The following is a 17,050-nucleotide window of genomic DNA, read 5'->3' as shown; positions in this document are numbered from 1 at the left end:
AGAGGGTGAGCTCCCGAACCAGGCACGGCGCCCCAGCCGAAAACGCCCGCCCCGAGGAAGCGCAGCCCACAGCCATCAGGCATCGTGTCCTTGACATCCGTCAGGAGGCGAACGAGGAGCGAAGAACGGTGGCGTCGGACCCACAACGCGGCCAGCGCGGCAGCAGCGGCAGCGGCATCAGCGGTGCCCCGGACCCGGGCGGTTCCGCCGAGGACCGCAAGCCGGTGTCGGACGAGGCACACAGCGCCTTCACTCCTCCGCTGGGCGTGCCCTACCCGCCCGCCCCCGAGGAAGAGCACCCCACCTCAGAGTTCGCGCTGCCCGCGGGCCTGCGCCCGGAGGCCCCTGCCGAGCAGGAGGGCTCCGCCTTCACCCTGCCGAGCAGCACCACCGGCCAGACCCCGCTGCCCACCCCCGTCGGCGCCACGGCGATGAGCGCCTTCACCCCGCCGCACGGCATCCCCGCCGTCAGCCTGACCAAGGAAGCCCCCTGGCAGGACCGGATGCGGACGATGCTCCGGATGCCGGTCCACGAGCGCCCGGTCCCCGAGCGCCTGGAGCGCGGCGATGAGGACACCGGCCCGGCCGTTCCCCGCGTACTCGACCTGACGCTCCGTATCGGCGAGATCCTGCTCGCCGGCGGTGAGGGCGCGGAGGACGTCGAGGCGGCGATGTTCGGCGTCGCGCACGCCTACGGGCTGGAGCGGGTCGAGCCGACCGTCACCTTCACCCTGCTGTCGATCTCCTACCAGCCGTCGCTGGTCGACGACCCGGTCACCGCCAGCCGGACGGTACGGCGCCGCGGCGTCGACTACACCCGGCTGTCCGCGGTCTTCCGGCTCGTCGACGACATCGCCTCCGAGGGCATCACCCTGGAGGAGGCCTACCGCGGCCTCGCCGAGATCCGCCGTAACCGCCACCCCTACCCGAGCTGGGCCCTGACGGTGGCCTCCGGGCTGCTGTCCGGCGCGGCCTCCATGCTGGTCGGCGGCGGAATGCTGGTGTTCGTCGCGGCCGCGGTGGGCTCGATGCTCGGTGACCGGCTGGCCTGGCTCGCGTCCGGACGCGGGCTGCCGGAGTTCTACCAGTTCGTGGTCGCCGCGATGCCGCCCGCCGCAGTGGGCGTCGCCTTCGGCCTGGCGCACGCCAATGTGCAGGCCTCCGCGGTGATCACCGGTGGCCTCTTCGCGCTGATCCCGGGACGGGCCCTGGTCGCCGGCGTCCACGACGGCCTGACCGGCTACTACATCACCGCCGCCGCCCGGCTGCTGGAGGTCGGCTACCTCATCGTCGGCATCGTCGTCGGCGTCCTCAGCGTCCTGTACATCGGCCTCCAGCTGAACCCCGGCCTGAGACGGCTCAACCCCGAGGAGGCGCTGGGCTCGTACGACGTACCGGTGGTGCAGATCGTCGCGTCCATGCTGCTGGCGCTGGCGTTCTGTGTGCTGCTCCAGCAGGAACGTCACACCGTGGCGTTCGCGACCCTGAACGGCGGTGTCGCCTGGGCCGTGTACGGCGCGCTGCGGGTCGCCGAGATCAACCCGGTGCCCGCCACCGCCATCGCGGCCGGCCTGGTCGGCCTCTTCGGGCAGCTGCTCTCCCGCTACCGCTATGCCTCCGCGCTGCCCTACGTCACCGCGGCCATCGGCCCGCTGCTGCCCGGTAGTGCCACCTACTTCGGCCTGCTCAACTTCGCCCAGGGCCACCTGCCGGAGGGCCTCACCTCCCTCATCCAGGCCGCCTCGCTGGCGCTCGCCATCGCGGTCGGCGTGAACCTCGGTGCCGAGGTCGCCCGGCTGTTCCTGCGCGCACCCGGCATCGAGGAGGCCGGCGGCCGCCGCGCCGCCAAGCGCACCCGGGGCTTCTAGCGCCCGCCCGGCCGCAGGAGCAAAAAGGCCGCTGCCCCGGTGTGACACACCGGGGCAGCGGCCTTTTGCTCTCCTTGCTCATCTTCGACGCTCCGAGCTGGTCCTGCTCAGAGAGGTTCTGGTCCGCTGTCCCGGGCCGTACCGAGGGCGTCAGCCGATGGGGTTGACGAAGGTGGCCGGGTGGGTGGCGCTCCGCTGGTCGGTGAGCGCGCCCCAGGGCCAGTCCAGGGTCAGCGAGGTGGTCTCGTTCGGCGGGGTGATCACCGCGGAGGCGGGCTTCCAGGAGCCCGCGTCCTCGGACAGGCCGAGGTTGATGGTGAAGTCGGTGCTGTCCCCGGGCTTCAGGGGGATCGAGCCGCCCTTGGCCGACGAGCGCGTCAGCGACCAGAGCCCACCGCCGTTCTCGGCCTTGAGGTCCACGCCCGGGAAGCCGCCGATCACGCAGTTGCGGCTGCCCTTGTTGGTCAGCACGACGCTGGTGGTCGTCGCCCCCTCCCCGTTCGGGTCCGGGACCGCGTCCTCACCCGTGGCGAACGACGCCTTCAGCTCCGAGGTGTGGCAGCGGGAGCCCGAGCCCGCCTTCCCGCCGCCCGAGGACTGCGCGCTGCCCGACTGCTTGCCCGCGGCACCCGCCTTGGCGTCGCCCTTGGCGCCGTCCTTGCCACCGTCCTTCGCGCCGGGGTCCGCCGGGGCGTCGGAGCCCGGCGCGCCGCCGGAGGAGCCCGCACCGCCGGACGTGGCGGCAGCACCCGCCTCCGCCTTGTCCGCGGGCGCCGCGTCGGTGACGTCCGAGCCGGAGCAGGCCGTCAGGGTGAGACCGGCGACTGCGGTCAGGGCCGCGACGGCGAGGCGCAGGGTGCGGCGGCGGGGCGTGCGGGCGGTGGTGGAGCTCATGTCGGGTCCCCCAGGACAGTCGGTGACGGTGTCTTCTCGGTACTTCAACCACTCTGGCCGGGGCCGCTGTCGCGGTGCTGCCGCTGCGCTAACGTCCCGCTAACACCGGTGTCAGCAGCGGGAGTACGTCCGGGAGAGCCCGGAAAGCCGGACATGGGCGCTCAGTTGGGATGTGCGCCGCCCCTGCCCGGACAAGGCGCCGCCGGCCGGGCAGGGTCACGGCCACAGGCATCCCGCCCCACAACGACCCACCGGGCAAAGAAAAAAGAAAGCAATTAACTGAGGCCGGTCGCGTGCGTTCGCCATTCACGGAAGGAATGCGCGGCGGGCGGTCAATTAACGCATAACTTGATACCGGGCGCCATGTTAGCTTCGAGCCTCTTGACGGCGGACCCATCAGACCGGGCTCTCGCGCGCACGAAGCGACCGTCGTCAAAACGGGGGGAGCACTCATGGCGAGTCATGCGCACCACGCGAGCCTGAGAGGCGGGACCAAAAAAACCGGCACCGGGTCGGTCGCAAGTGTCTCCAGACAGCACACCACGCTACTGGTCTCGGGCGTGCTGCTGGGACTGCTGGGGGTGGCGTCCGCGCTCACCCAGCCCTGGGCCATCGGCAAACTGATCGAGGCGGCCGGCAGCGGCGGCTCGCTGGCCGGCCCCATCACCCAGCTGGTCGGGCTCTTCTGCGCGGGGGCCCTCTTCTCCTCGCTCCAGGCCTACATGATCGGCCGGGCCGGGGAGAATATCGTCTTCGATGTCCGCGGAATCCTGACCGGACGGCTGCTGCGCGCCGATCTCACCGCATTCGGAAAGCATTCGCAGGGCGATATCTTCACCCGTACGGTTACCGATACCTCCTTGGTGAAGATCGCCCTTTCGCAGAGCCTCGCGCAGCTGATCGTCAGCGGCGCCACGGTCATCGGCGGCGTCGTGCTGATGTTCCTCATCGACCTGTGGCTGATGGTCATCACCCTGGGCTGCCTCGGCGCCGCCAGCGTCGTCTCCCTCCTGCTCGCCCGCAAACTGCGCAAGGTCGCGCTGGAGAACCGCGACGACACCGGCGAGTTCGCCAGTGACATCCAGCGCGTGCTGTCCGCGCTGCCCACCGTCAAGGCATCCCGCGCCGAGCACCGTGAGGCCGCGCGCATCGGCAGGCTGGCCGACAAGACGCGGCGTTCGGGCATCCGGGTCAACGCCTACAACGCCCTGCTGATGCCCTCCATGAACGTCGGCACACAGGGCGCGCTGGCCGTCGTGGTGGGCGTCGGCATGACCTGGGTGGCCCGCGGCGAGATGAACATGGCCACCCTGACCTCGTTCATCATGTACCTCTTCCAACTGGTCTCGCCCCTGGTGACGTTCTTCATGGGGGTGGGCCAGTTCGTCCAGGGCCGGGCGGCGATCCAGCGGGTCGACGAGCTGGCCCGTATGCCCCAGGAGGGCGACGGGACGGCGGACGCCCGGCCCCCGAAATCCTTCGGGCCGCTGGCCGGGCACCGGCCGGCGGTCGAATTCCACAATGTGCGGTTCGCCTACCGGCGCGGGAAGCAGGAGGAGCTGACGCAGGTGCTCGACGGCGTCTCCTTCACCGTGCCGGCCCGCGGGCTGACGGCGGTGGTCGGGCCGTCCGGCGCGGGCAAGACCACCATGTTCCAGCTGATCGAGCGCTTCTACGCACCGGACGGCGGCCGCGTCCAGCTCAGCGGCCAGAACATCGAAAGCCTGCCGCTCGACACGGTCCGCGGACTGGTCGGCTATGTCCAGCAGGACAGCGCCGCCATGCGCGGCACGGTCCGCGAGAACCTGACCTACGCCAACCCCCACGCCACGGACCACGAGATCCAGGAGGCGGTGGAGATGGCCGGTCTGGCCTCGGTGGTCGCCGGTCTCCCGCGCGGCCTGGACACCGAACTCGGAGACCAGGGCAGCGGGTTGTCCGGCGGCCAGCGCCAGCGGCTGTGCATCGCCCGCACGCTCTTGCAGAAGCCCGCGGTGATGCTGCTGGACGAGGCCACCTCCAACCTGGACTCCGACTCGGAGCGGGACTTCCGGGACGTGCTGCGCCGGATCTCCGGACAGTGCGCGGTCATCGCCATCGCCCACCGGATCTCCACGGTGGTCGACGCCGAGAAGATCGTGGTGATGGAGGGCGGCCGGGTCCGGGCCACCGGCGTGCACCGGGACCTGATGGAGCACGACGAGCTCTACCGGCGGCTGGCGGGCTCGCAACTGCACGCCGGGGCCGGCCTCGTCACCCCGGTGGCCGCCCCGGGCTACGCCGCCCCGGTCCCCATGGAACCGTGGACCCCGCCGCCCGCCCTCGCCATCGGCTGGCCCGCGTACGCCGGTCTCGCCGAGCAGACGGTCCGCCTCCGGCCGATCAGGGGGGACGAGCGGTGGTGAGCGCGTGCGACGTGGCCATCGTGGGCACCGGGCCCAACGGCCTCGCGGCCGGAGTGGTCCTGGCCCGGGCCGGGCTGCGGGTGGAGCTGTACGAGGGGGCCGAGACCATCGGCGGCGGCCTGCGCACGGCCCCCCTCTTCGACTCCGGTGTCGTGCACGACCTCTGCGCCGCCGTCCACCCCATGGCCGCCGCCTCCCCGTTCTTCCGGGCGTTCGGCCTGGCGGCCCGCGGGGTCGAGCTGCTGCACCCCGAGATCAGCTACGCCCACCCCCTGGACGGCGGCCGCGCCGCCCTGGCCCACCGCTCGCTGGCCGCGACCTGTGAGCACCTGGGGCCCGACGGCCCGCGCTGGCGGCAGCTGATGGGCCCGCTCCTGGAGCACAGCGAGGGCGTCGCCGACCTGCTCCTCTCCGGGCAGCGCCGGCTGCCGCGCGATCCCGTGGCGGCCCTGCTGCTGGCCCGCCGGGTGGCGGTCCACGGCAGCGGGCTCGGCGCGGCACACTTCCGGGGCGAGGAGGCGGCCGCGCTGCTCACCGGAGTCGCCGCGCACGCGGTCGGCCGGCTGCCGAGCCCGGCCGGCGGCGGCGTGGCCATGCTGCTCGGCCACCTCGCGCACGGGACCGGGTGGCCGCTGCCGCGGGGCGGCAGCGGCCGGATCGCCGAGGCGATGGCCCAGGACATCACCGCGCACGGCGGCGTCTTCCACACCAGCCACCGCGTGACGGACCTGGCCCAACTGGGCCGCGTAAGGGCGGTGTTGCTCGACACCGCCCCCAAGGGGTTCCTGGCCCTGGCGGGCGATCGGCTGCCCCGCTCCTACGCCCGCGGCCTGGAGCGCTACCGCTACGGCCCCGGCGCCGCCAAGGTCGACTTCCTGGTGTCCGAGCCGATCCCCTGGTCCGACCCCGCGGTGGGCCGCGCCGGAACGGTGCACCTGGGCGGCACCCGTGCCGAGATGGTCCGGCAGGAGACCGCGAACGCACGGGGCGTACGGACCGCGGAGCCGTTCGTCCTCCTCGTGGACCCGGCGGTGACCGACCCGGGCCGTGCGCTGCCCGGGAAGCGTCCCGTGTGGGCGTACGCGCACGTGCCGAACGGGGACGCCACCGACCCCTACGACCTGGTGCGCGCCCGTATCGAGCGCTACGCCCCGGGCTTCGGGGACACGGTCATCGACCACCGCTCCACGTCCGCCGCCGCGTACGAGGCCTACAACCCCAACTACGTGGGCGGGGACATCGGTTCCGGGGCGATGACGCTGTACCAGAGCCTCGCGCGGCCCGTTCCCCGCCTCGACCCCTACCGCACACCGCTGCCCGGGGTCTTCCTGTGCTCCTCGGCCACCCCGCCGGGGCCCGGCGTGCACGGCATGTCCGGCTGTCTGGCCGCGCTCTCCGCGCTCCGGCACCGTTTCGGTATACGCGATTTGCCCAGCCTGTCGCCCAAGTCTGATTCCCCCGAATTCGGGCGTCCCGGCTAATGCCGGCCGGGGCCTGGCCGACGCTCCGTCAGCCAACCCCAACTGCCCGCTTCTGCTGTGGAGTACGACACCGGGAAGCCACTGGACACGCCATTGTGGCCTGATATTGTCTGAATGAAGGTACCCCCCCACACGTTCCGTTGAGACGTCATCACGCAATCGACAGGTTCTGCCGGTCCGACCAACCGTGCAGAGGGCTTCGCTTCCCTTGCGCCGCCGCCTCGTCCGCGTATCACGTCGTGCCTCGTTCGAGCTCTTCGGCTTCGCGGCATTCCCATCGGTATCGCAGTGGGGATAAAGAGAGGAAGCTCGGGTGCACAACGGGGTTGAAGACATTGGCTATGGCCGGCAGTTCAAGGGCTGGTACGACCGGCTGATCCCGGATGACGGGGTTACCACAGAAGCGGTAAAAGGGCTGTTGGCCCTCCACCCCGCTCCTGAGGCCGGAACCCTTGAGTTCGGAGTCGGCACCGGACGGATTGCCCTCCCGCTCTCCGAGGGCGTCGGCCGTGTGACGGGCGTGGACTCGTCACCGGAGATGCTGGACGCGCTGCGCGTCAAACTGAAAGACGGCGGAGACGTCGACCCGGTGTACGGGGACTTCCGCACCTACACCTCGGAATCCCGTTACGGGCTGGTGTACGCCGTCTGCGCGACCCTCTCGATCCTGTGCACCGCCGAGGAGCAGCAGCAGGCCGTGCGGCGAGCGGCCGCCCTGCTCGCCCCCGGCGGGCGGCTGGTGATCGAGACGCACAACAAGCCCTCCATCCTGGACCTGCACGAGGGCAGCACCCGCACCACCTACTTCGTCCCGTACCCGGAGCCCGGGACCGGTGTGCAGACCCACTCCACGCTGCTCGACGGCGGCCTGTGGCACTGCTCGCACATCCTGTACCAGGCCGACGGCAGCACCCGGGTGGGCTCCGAGGTCACCCGGCTGACCACGCCGGACGACGTCGACGGCTACGCCCGCGCGGCCGGGCTGGAGTGCGAGGCCCGTATGGCGCGGTGGGACGGCACCCCGTACAGCGAACGGGACCCCATGTTCATCTGTTGCTACGTCAAGCCCTGAAGGCGCACACAGAAAACGGATGACGAAAGAGGGTTGACCGTGGGACGTCCTCCGATATTGCCGGCCGACAAGAAATCCGCTCTCGTGCTGAGAGTGGTCACCGGCGAACTGACCGCAGCGGAAGCCGCTCGCGAGGCCGGAGTCTCCGAGCAGTCCGTGTCGAACTGGCGCCGGCAGTTTATTGAGGGAGGCCGTAATGGCCTGGCCGGCGAGAGTGGCAGGGGAACCGAGAATGCCGCCCGGGTCGCTGAACTGACCCGGGAAATCGCTTCACTGAAGGCCACGATCGGCGAGCTTTACCTGGAACTCCGTAACTGCAGTCGGAGTCCGGCGGTGCGTGTTCCTATGCAGCGTGGGAAGACCCACCCCGCCACCAGAGTAAAGTAACTCGTTAATTTACCCCGGAGTTGCGTGCTAAGTTCCGGGGTAACAGCCACTTCTAATCACGGGGGAGGGAATGTGGCGTCTCTTGAGCGCCATTTTGCCGTAGGCATGGCTGGACTGGCCGGCGCAAGCCTTCTGACCGGCGCAGTGACGCGATACACCGGTAGGCGTGAGCGTGCGCGTCGTTATCAGCTGCATGAGAGGCCGGACGGCAGCCTCGTCGAGGTCGACGTCCACATTCCTCCTCATGCGCAGCGCGTCGTGCTGTTCGACAACGGTATGGGTGCGCCCCAGGAATACTGGGACTGGGTCTGCGGCGCACTGCCCGACGACATGGGGTACGTGCGGTTCAGCCGCCCCGGCTACGGGCTCAGCACACCGGACACCCGCTACGGCCTGGAGCCGCACTTCGAGCTGCTGCAGGAGCTGCGCGACACCTACATCGCCGGCCTCCCGGTCGTCCTGGCGGGCCACTCCCTGGGCGGATACTTCGTCGCGGCCTACGCGTCGCTGCATCCGGACGCGGTGGAGGGCGTGACCCAGGTGGTCATGATCGACGCCACCGAAGTGGTCAGCCTGCGCCACTCCCGCCGTACCGACGTCGACCGGTGGTCCCATCAGCGGATGCTGATGGAGCAGGTGTTCGCGGCGACCGGCCTGTCGGTCTTCCGCCCCGCCATGAACACGAACCAGCAATACCGCCCGGACATCAACCGGAGCTACACGGCCTTCCTGTCGGACTCCCGTACCTGGGCCAAGGCCTACCGGGAGTACCGGGACGCCATGACCTATCCGGAACTGTCCGGCCTGGACTGCCCGTTGACCGTCGTCACGGCGGAGAACAACGTCGGTGACAACACCCTGCACGCCGGTATCCAGGCCAGGCTGGCCGTCATCTCGGAGCGGGCCCGGCATCACTTCGTCGCGGGCTCCGACCACGAGTCCATCCTCGCCGTGCGGCCGCACGCCGAAGAGGTGGCGGAGCTGATCGCCGGCGAACCGCCCGCCGGGCCGCTCGGATCGTCGTGGCAGCCGTCCACCAAGGGGCGCCGGAGCGCCGCGGAGCGGGTGGAGGAACTCGCGTGATCATGAAAGTGGACACCGAACGCGTCAAGACGGCCGCCGTCACGGCGTCACTGGCCGCATGGCTGGTCGCGACGGCCGCCGCGCAGATTCCCGAGCAGCGCTTCGACAACCTCATGCGCCGCGGGAAGGTGCGGATTCCGACCCCGAACTGGCGCTTCTTCGGGCCGAATCCCGGAACCAAGGACAACCACCTTCTCTACCGGGACATCACGGACGGCAAGCCCGGTGAGTGGACGGAGGTGCCGATCGTCCGCGACCGGCCGTGGTACGCGCTGGCGTGGAACGCCCGCAACCGGCCCCCGAAGGCGCTGTTCGACGCGACCCAGCACACCCTCGCCCAGGCGGTGGCCTTCGGCTCCGAAGTGCTCCCCGTGACCACGGCGTCCGGGTACCGGCTGCTGGCCCGCTACATCCAGCTCCACCTGCCCCACGCCGAAGGTGCCTCGCACTGCCAGTTCATGCTGCTGCACTCGCACCTCAACAGCCCGCAGGACCGGCACATCGATCCGGTCTTCGTCTCCCTGGAATTCCCGCTGGACGGAGACGTCACTCCCGACAACGCACCGTCCCTGGTTGCCGCATAGCGAGCCGATCAACCCCCTCGACTGGAAGCCGCGAGCTCACTCGGCATCCCGTGCCGCGTGAGTCCGCGCCCTCCCGCCGAACGGCTGGAGAACTCGCTCAAAGACTTTCTTAGAGAAAGAGGAACGCAATGTCCATCGTGGCTGACTTCGCCAACACCGAGCTGGCCGACGTGACCCCGGGCCGTATCGGCAACGACGCGACCCCGACCATGCTCACCCCGCTGGCCACCCTGGCGACCCCCGAGGGCGTCGCCGTGACCTCCGCCACCGCTTACGCGCTGCACGAGGTCACCAAGGACATCCAGCGCTGAATCAGCCGGCCGGCAGGCGATGCTGACCGGCATCGTTAGCCCCGTCTGAGAAAAGACACGGCGGCACGGTACGCCCGATACGCATACCGTGCCGCCGTTTTCCATACCCACCGTACTCGCATCACATCAACGGGAGCACCCATCCATGTTCCTCAGCGCTCCGCCCGAGGTCACGGCACGCCGAGTGGCTTCGCTGGGTACGCTGGTCTCCGCACTGGAAATGCTGAGCCAGACGCGTAAGTTCGAAGACGGCGAAATGCTGAGCGGTCAACTGGCGAACATGCGCCCCCAGTTGGCCAAGCGCTTTCCCCGGCTGACCCGCGCCCTCAACTCCAAGAAGGCAGCGGTCGCCCTCTACGGGGTCCAGGCGGGTGCTTCCGCCGCCACGCTGATCTGGGGTCACAAGCGCGGCGTACGCGCGGCGGGCAGTGCCGTGCTGGCGGTGACGGGTGCGGCCGGGCGGCTGCGCTCCCCCTTCGGCGGCGACGGCGCCGACCAGCTCCAGCAGGTGATCAACGTCGTCCTCGCCTCGACCGGCACCTTCAAGGACGGCGAGAAGGCCCGCGACGTGGCCATGCGCGCCCTGGCCCTGGAGACCACCATCTCCTACGTCGCGTCCGGCGTGGTCAAGCTGGTCTCCCCGGTGTGGCTCAGCGGTGAGGCCTTCAGCGGCGTCATCCGTACGCACAACTACGGGGACCCGCGGATCTTCGAACTCGTGCACAAGTACCCGATGCTGGGCAAGCTCATCACCTGGGGAACGATCGCCGCGGAGGTCGGCTTCCCGCTGGTCTTCGTGCTCCCGAAGCCCGCCGCCAAGGCGTGGCTCGGCTCGATGACGGTGTTCCACCTGGGAATCGGGCAGTTCATGGGGCTCAACCGCTTCGTGCTGGCCTTCGGCGCCACCCACCCGGCGCTCCTCTACGTCCTGACCCGGAACGAGGAGCGCGCGGCGCTGCCGGCCGGGAAGACCGCCGCGGCGCCCGCCCTCACCTCTGCCTGAGGAGGGCGCAGGCCGCCGGCCCGTGGGTGCTCCATATCCGTACCGCGGGAAGTGAGCCGGGCACGCGGCCCCGACACGCACGACGGGCGGCACCTGACCGGGTGCCGCCCGTTCGCGTACGAAAAGCGGAGCGCGCACCTCCCCGGACGGGGCCGCTCCCGGCCCCGCCGGCGAGGTGCCGGGACGCTACGTCAGTGCGCGCCGCCCTGCGCCTCCAGGCGCTTGTAGGAGGCCTCGATCTCCGCCTCGGCCTCGGTGCGGCCGACCCAGTTGGCGCCCTCGACGGACTTGCCGGGCTCCAGGTCCTTGTAGACCTCGAAGAAGTGCTGGATCTCCAGGCGGTCGAACTCCGACACGTGGTGGATGTCCCGGAGGTGCTCCACCCGCGGGTCGGACGCCGGCACGCACAGCAGCTTGTCGTCGCCGCCGGCCTCGTCCGTCATCCGGAACATGCCGATGGCGCGGCACTTGATGAGGCAGCCGGGGAAGGTCGGCTCGTCCAGGATGACCAGGGCGTCCAGCGGGTCGCCGTCCTCGCCCAGGGTGTTCTCGACAAAGCCGTAGTCGGCCGGGTAGCTGGTCGAGGTGAAGAGTCGACGGTCCAGGCGGATTCGACCGGTCTCGTGATCCACCTCGTACTTGTTCCGCGAACCCTTCGGGATCTCGATGGTGACGTCGAACTCCACGGGTGGCTCCTCCATGATCAACACATACGTCTGGTGATTAAGTGTCCCCCACGCAGGTGTGTGGTGGCGAAAGGGGCTGGTCCGAGGTGCCGGAGACCGGAAAGTGGCAGGTCAGATGGCAGTCGGCCGAACGAGCCGCGCGGTCGGCGACGCGCGCGGCGGTCCGGTCGGCACAGACTGCGGTCGCGACCACGCAGCAGGTATGGCACGCCACACCGCGCCATACCCAGCAGACCTGGCAGCTGACAGCGGTCTCCGCAGCCACCGGCCTCGCGGTCGCGGTCGTCGCGGTGGCGGCGTCCGGGCCGTGGGACTCGGGTCAGCGTACGGCCGAGCGGGCCGAGGCGGCGGCGATGGACGGCGCCAGTGGCGAGCATCACGCTCCGGACGCCCGGCCCGCGCCCAGCGCACCGCCCGTCCTGCCCGCGCTCGGCGGCCGCGCGCACGGTGCCGCGGGCCGTGGCGCGGCGCCCGCCCCCACCGACGCCGGGCTCGCCGACGCGCTCGCACCGCTGCTGAAGGACCCGGCGCTCGGCCCGCTGCGGACCGCCTCCGTGCTGGACGTGGCCGCCGGCCGCGAGGTCTTCGGCGACGGACAGGGCAAGGCCGCCACCCCCGCCTCCACCGTCAAGCTCGCCACCGCCGTCGCCGCGCTCTCCGCACTCGGCCCCGACCACCGCATCGACACCACCACCGTCCTGGCCGGCAAGGACCGCCTCGTCCTGGTCGGCGGCGGCGACCCCACCCTCACCGCCCGCGCCCCGCACTCCGGCGCCGAGGAGCAGCCCGCGAGCCTGCGCACCCTCGCCGACGCCACCGCCCGCGCCCTCAAGAAGCGCCACACCACCAAGATCGGCCTGGGCTACGACACCTCCGCCTACACGGGCCCCGCCGAGCACCCCATCGGCCCGAACGAGAACATCGCCCCCGTCACCGCGCTGATGACCGACGAGGCCCGCCTCGACGACTCCGACCACGGCACCGCCCCCCGCGACGCCGACCCGGCCCGCACCGCGGCCCGCACCTTCGCCGATCTGCTCCACGACCGCGGCATCACCGTGCACGGCGACCCCAAGGGGGCCAAGGCCCCCAAGAAGCGCGAGCGGATCGCCGCCGTCCACTCCCTGCCGCTGTCCGCGCTCGTCGAGCGCATGCTCACCCACAGCGACAACGACATCGCCGAGGCCCTGGCCCGCCAGACCGCCCTCGCCTCCCGGCAGCCCGCCAGCTTCGCCGGTGCAGGAAAGGCCGTCCGCACCACCCTCCAGCGCGAGCACCTCCCGCTGTCCGGCGCCGTCTTCGCGGACGGCAGCGGCCTGGACCGCGACGACCGGGTCACCGCCGCCCTGCTCTCCCGCCTCCTGCTGCACGCCTCGTCCCCCGACCACCCGGCCCTGCGCCCCGTCGTCACCGGCCTCCCGGTGGCCGCCTTCACCGGCACCCTCAGCAACCGCTACCGGGGCCAGAGCGCCGGCGCCGGCGCCGTACGCGCCAAGACCGGCACCCTCACCGGCGTGAACACCCTGGCCGGCACCGTCGTCGACGCCGACGGCCGCCTCCTCGTCTTCTCCTTCATGACCACCGGCACCACCGACCCCCAAGGCGCCCAGACCGCCCTGGACAAACTCGCCTCGGCAGTAGCCAACTGCGGCTGCCGCTAAGGAAATCCCCTCAGGGCAAGCCCCACCGGACAGCCACCCACCGGACAGCCACCCACCGGACAGCCGCCCGCCCACTGGACGCCCCCCCCAGAGAAGCCCCCAACGGAAAGCAACCCACCAAGCCCCACCCCCACCCACCTCCCCCAACCCACCCACGGGAGGGGACGGGCCTCCGGGGCCTCATGTGCGGACGTAAAGCGAAGCAGTCCGCACATGAGGCCCCGGAGGCCCGTCCCCGCACCCCGACAGCCCCGCGCAGCGGACCGAGCCCGCCGCAGGCGACCCCACCCCAGCCCCCACGGCGGGAAAGCCGAACACGTGGGGCGCGCCGCCAAAGCGCAGCCAAAGCGCAGCGAACCGGCTACCCCCACGCCAAGCCCCCACGTACGGTGAACTCATGACGAGCATCGGTGGAACCGAGATGGTCGACTGGAACCTCGCGGTCGCGACCGCGACCCGGTTCGTGCGGCCGGGCCCAGAGGTGAGCCGGGACGAGGCGCGCGCGATCGTCGCCGAGCTGCGCAAGCACGCCAAGTCCTCCGAGGCGCATGTCCGCGCGTTCACGCGGATGGCACAGCCCGACGCGACGGGCGAGGCGCCGCATGACACGCCGGTCCTCGTCGTGGACCGGCCGGGCTGGATCAAGGCGAACGTCGCCGGGTTCCGTGCCGTGCTCAAGCCGCTGCTGGCCAAGATGGAGGACCGCCGCCCGAACGGCCCCGGGGGCGCGGTGCTCGGCGCGGTCGGCGGCAAGGTGACCGGCGTGGAGCTGGGCATGCTGCTGTCGTTCCTGGCGTCGCGGGTGCTCGGCCAGTACGAGACCTTCGCTCCGGCCTCCCGGGATCTGCCGGCCGCGGCCCAGGGCGGCCGGCTGCTGCTCGTCGCGCCGAACATCGTGCACGTCGAGCGCGAGCTCGAAGTGGCCCCGCACGACTTCCGGCTGTGGGTGTGCCTCCACGAGGAGACCCACCGCACCCAGTTCACCGCCGTCCCGTGGCTGCGCGACCACATCGAGGGCGAGATCCAGTCCTTCCTCTCCGAGACGGACATCGACCCGGGCACGCTCCTGGAGCGGCTGCGGGAGGCCGCCCAGTCGCTGGCCGGTGCCAAGCCCGAGGGCGAGGAGGGCGAGGACGAGGGCCGCTCGCTGGTCGACCTCGTCCAGACGCCCGCGCAGCGCGAGATCCTGGGCCGGCTGACCGCGGTGATGTCCCTGCTGGAGGGGCACGCGGACTATGTGATGGACGGCGTGGGCCCCGATGTCGTGCCGTCGGTCGCGGAGATCAGGGAGAAGTTCCAGAAGCGCCGGGCCAGTGGCGCCGGCCGGCTGGACCAGGCGCTGCGCAAGCTGCTCGGCCTGGACGCCAAACTGCGGCAGTACCGCGACGGCGAGCGGTTCGTCAGCGCCGTCGTCGAGGAGGTGGGCATGGACGGCTTCAACCGGATCTGGACGTCGCCGAACACCCTCCCGACCAAACAGGAGATCGCCAAACCGGCGGACTGGATCGCGCGGGTGCACCGCAAGGCGGACGGGGCACCGTAGGCGAGCGGTGTGTGCTGGGCACGCCACGTGGCAGTAGAGCGCCCCTTCAATCACCCGTCTGAGGGACCGTTACGGATGGATAGGCGTGCAATGCTCGGGGAACCGCTCGCCTCTGTCACCATCTAGGCACTCTGTGTGACGAAGTGCCGTCCACGGCCCGAGGCTCCCCAGCTGAACGATTGGAAACGGACATGGGTCCCCATCCAGCGGTCGCCGCGATACGCCTGGCGGTCCGCCGCGTACTCCACGACGTGCTCACCCACCACTCCGCGCACGACCGGCACGAGCCCCCGCTCGTGCTCGTCGCGTGCTCCGGCGGCGCCGACTCCATGGCGCTCGCCTCCGCTCTCGCCTTCGAGGCGCCCAAGCTCGGGCTCCGCGCCGGGGGCGTCACCATCGACCACGGCCTCCAGGAGGGCTCGGACCTCCGCGCCGCCGAGGTCTCCCTGCGCCTGCGGGCACTGGGGCTCGACCCCGTAGAGGCCGTCGCCGTCGACGTGGGCGAACCGAACAAGGTGGCGCACGGCACCGCGTGCCGGGGGAGCGGCAGCCGCCCGGCCGGCGGCCCGGAAGCCGCCGCCCGTGACGCCCGCTACGCCGCCCTGGACGCCGTCGCCGAGCGCCACGGCGCCACCGCGGTCCTCCTCGGCCACACCCGCGACGACCAGGCGGAAACGGTGCTGCTGGGTCTCGCCCGCGGCTCCGGGACCCGCTCGCTCTCCGGGATGGCCGCGACCAGCGGCCGGGACGGGCGCTATCGCCGGCCCTTCCTCGACGTGGACCGCCAGACCGCCCGCAAGGCCTGTCTGATCCAGGCGCTGCCCGTCTGGGACGACCCGCACAACGCCGACCCCGCCTACACCCGCTCACGGCTCCGCCACGAGGGTCTGCCCGCGCTGGAGAAGGCGCTCGGCAAGGGCGTCGTCGAGGCGCTGGCCCGCACCGCCCAGCTCTCCCGCGACGACGCCGACGCCCTGGACGCCTGGGCCGCCGACGCCGAGGGCTCGGTGCTCGACGACAACGGCTCCCTGGACATCTCCGCCCTGTTCGCGCTGCCCCCCGCGGTGCGCCGCCGGGTGCTGCGCCGGGCCGTGATCGGCGCCGGTTCACCGGCCGGTTCGCTCTTCGCCCGCCACATCGAGGAAGTGGACCGGCTGATCACGGCCTGGAGGGGGCAGGGGGCCATCAACCTCCCCGGGCGCGTGGGTGTGCGACGGCAGGGTGGCAGACTGGTGATTCGGCAGGGCTGAGCCGCAGACGCTGCCCCGCTTCCGAAGTCTCACGACTGACGCGAACACCGAACTGAGCGAGAGTGGCACGGGTGGACGACAAGGACATGGGTTCCGACCTTCAGTCGGTACTCATCAGCAAGGAAGAGATCGACGCGAAGCTGGCGGAGCTGGCCGCGAAGATCGACGCGGAGTACGCGGGCAAGGACCTGCTCATCGTCGGCGTCCTCAAGGGCGCCGTGATGGTGATGGCGGACCTGGCGCGCGCGCTGTCCACCCCCGTCACGATGGACTGGATGGCCGTGTCGTCGTACGGCGCGGGCACCCAGTCCTCCGGCGTGGTCCGCATCCTCAAGGACCTCGACACCGACATCAAGGGCAAGCACGTCCTGATCGTCGAGGACATCATCGACTCCGGCCTGACGCTGTCGTGGCTGCTGTCGAACCTCGGCTCGCGCGAGCCGGCCTCGCTGGAGGTCTGCACGCTGCTGCGCAAGCCGGACGCGGCCAAGGTCGCCATCGACGTGAAGTGGATCGGCTTCGACATTCCCAACGAGTTCGTCGTCGGGTACGGCCTCGACTTCGCGGAGAAGTACCGGAACCTGCCGTTCGTCGGTACTCTCGCGCCGCACGTCTACGGCGGCTGAGGCGTCCCGGCGCTCGTCCGGCTGGGCGTGGCCGGACGGGCTGCGGCCGGTCCGCCGCGGCCCGGCGGGAACCCTTCGGGGTCTCCCGCCGTTGGAGCAGGGAGAGCGGAATCCCGGGCCGCATGTTCACCGTCGGCGCAGGCGCCGAGTGACAATGCTGGGGTACCGTCCGAAGGCAGTTCTTTTTTCGGGCCAG

General features: G+C 71.1%; 15 protein-coding genes. 13 read left to right on the top strand and 2 right to left on the bottom strand.

All coding sequences use genetic code 11. The features are described from left to right. Window positions 1-128 precede the first annotated feature (128 nt). Window positions 129-1,868, top strand: coding sequence for a threonine/serine exporter ThrE family protein (locus tag ACGFN2_RS03780; protein WP_393357275.1), 1,740 nt, complete (start codon window positions 129-131; stop codon window positions 1,866-1,868). Window positions 1,869-2,018: 150 nt separating this feature from the next. Here the strand turns inward: ACGFN2_RS03780 and ACGFN2_RS03775 are convergent, their stop codons facing one another. Continuing rightward, window positions 2,019-2,762, bottom strand: a complete 744-nt coding sequence (locus ACGFN2_RS03775) for a DUF4232 domain-containing protein (RefSeq protein ID WP_393357273.1) — start codon at window positions 2,760-2,762, stop codon at window positions 2,019-2,021. A 452-nt stretch (window positions 2,763-3,214) separates the two neighbouring features. Here ACGFN2_RS03775 and ACGFN2_RS03770 point away from each other — a divergent pair, with 452 nt between their 5' ends. The 8 genes from ACGFN2_RS03770 to ACGFN2_RS03735 all read left to right on the top strand — a co-directional run bounded on the left by ACGFN2_RS03770 (window position 3,215) and on the right by ACGFN2_RS03735 (window position 11,088). Continuing rightward, the gene (locus tag ACGFN2_RS03770; protein ID WP_393357271.1) at window positions 3,215-5,167 is read left to right on the top strand and encodes an ABC transporter ATP-binding protein; all 1,953 of its coding nucleotides are present in this window, start codon (window positions 3,215-3,217) and stop codon (window positions 5,165-5,167) included. Beyond that, window positions 5,164-6,648, top strand: a complete 1,485-nt coding sequence (locus ACGFN2_RS03765) for a phytoene desaturase family protein (protein WP_393357269.1) — start codon at window positions 5,164-5,166, stop codon at window positions 6,646-6,648. The genes ACGFN2_RS03770 and ACGFN2_RS03765 overlap by 4 nt, the downstream gene beginning before the upstream one ends. 418 nt (window positions 6,649-7,066) lie before the next feature. Then, entirely contained in the window at window positions 7,067-7,720 is a 654-nt protein-coding gene (locus ACGFN2_RS03760) for a class I SAM-dependent methyltransferase (RefSeq protein ID WP_393357986.1), read from the top strand. A gap of 39 nt (window positions 7,721-7,759) precedes the next feature. Continuing rightward, on the top strand, window positions 7,760-8,107 hold the full coding sequence (locus ACGFN2_RS03755; RefSeq protein ID WP_393357267.1) for a transposase: 348 nt from the start codon (window positions 7,760-7,762) through the stop codon (window positions 8,105-8,107). Window positions 8,108-8,251: 144 nt separating this feature from the next. Continuing rightward, on the top strand, window positions 8,252-9,190 hold the full coding sequence (locus ACGFN2_RS03750; protein ID WP_393357265.1) for an alpha/beta fold hydrolase: 939 nt from the start codon (window positions 8,252-8,254) through the stop codon (window positions 9,188-9,190). Between the two features lie 2 nt (window positions 9,191-9,192). Further along, window positions 9,193-9,774, top strand: coding sequence for a hypothetical protein (locus ACGFN2_RS03745; RefSeq protein WP_362611153.1), 582 nt, complete (start codon window positions 9,193-9,195; stop codon window positions 9,772-9,774). 128 nt (window positions 9,775-9,902) lie between these two features. Continuing rightward, a complete protein-coding gene (locus ACGFN2_RS03740) occupies window positions 9,903-10,085 on the top strand; it encodes a linaridin family RiPP (protein ID WP_362611144.1) in 183 nt (60 codons plus the stop codon). Window positions 10,086-10,230: 145 nt separating this feature from the next. Continuing rightward, window positions 10,231-11,088 carry a hypothetical protein gene (locus tag ACGFN2_RS03735; protein WP_362611145.1) on the top strand — a complete coding sequence of 286 codons (858 nt, stop codon included), beginning with the start codon at window positions 10,231-10,233 and terminating at the stop codon, window positions 11,086-11,088. 191 nt (window positions 11,089-11,279) lie between these two features. Here ACGFN2_RS03735 and ACGFN2_RS03730 read toward each other — a convergent pair whose 3' ends face one another. After that, a complete protein-coding gene (locus tag ACGFN2_RS03730; RefSeq protein WP_108151010.1) occupies window positions 11,280-11,774 on the bottom strand; it encodes an inorganic diphosphatase in 495 nt (164 codons plus the stop codon). Window positions 11,775-11,860: 86 nt separating this feature from the next. Here ACGFN2_RS03730 and dacB point away from each other — a divergent pair, with 86 nt between their 5' ends. The 4 genes from dacB (at window position 11,861) to hpt (ending at window position 16,854) form a co-directional block, all read left to right on the top strand. Next, window positions 11,861-13,435, top strand: a complete 1,575-nt coding sequence (gene dacB / locus ACGFN2_RS03725; protein WP_362611147.1) for a D-alanyl-D-alanine carboxypeptidase/D-alanyl-D-alanine-endopeptidase — start codon at window positions 11,861-11,863, stop codon at window positions 13,433-13,435. Window positions 13,436-13,832: 397 nt separating this feature from the next. Further along, complete coding sequence (locus ACGFN2_RS03720) at window positions 13,833-14,978, top strand: zinc-dependent metalloprotease (protein ID WP_362610619.1); 1,146 nt, start codon at window positions 13,833-13,835, stop codon at window positions 14,976-14,978. A 191-nt stretch (window positions 14,979-15,169) separates the two neighbouring features. Then, window positions 15,170-16,228 (top strand): tRNA lysidine(34) synthetase TilS, encoded by a 1,059-nt coding sequence (gene tilS, locus ACGFN2_RS03715; protein ID WP_393357262.1) that lies wholly within the window; start codon window positions 15,170-15,172, stop codon window positions 16,226-16,228. 86 nt (window positions 16,229-16,314) lie between these two features. Continuing rightward, the gene (hpt, locus tag ACGFN2_RS03710; protein ID WP_030077134.1) at window positions 16,315-16,854 is read left to right on the top strand and encodes a hypoxanthine phosphoribosyltransferase; all 540 of its coding nucleotides are present in this window, start codon (window positions 16,315-16,317) and stop codon (window positions 16,852-16,854) included. Window positions 16,855-17,050 lie beyond the last annotated feature (196 nt).

The organism is Streptomyces sp. NPDC048612, from assembly GCF_043199295.1.
Taxonomy (GTDB): Bacteria; Actinomycetota; Actinomycetes; order Streptomycetales; family Streptomycetaceae; genus Streptomyces.
Note: the sequence above shows the minus strand (reverse complement) of the source record. Positions and strands in the feature narration are given on the sequence as shown.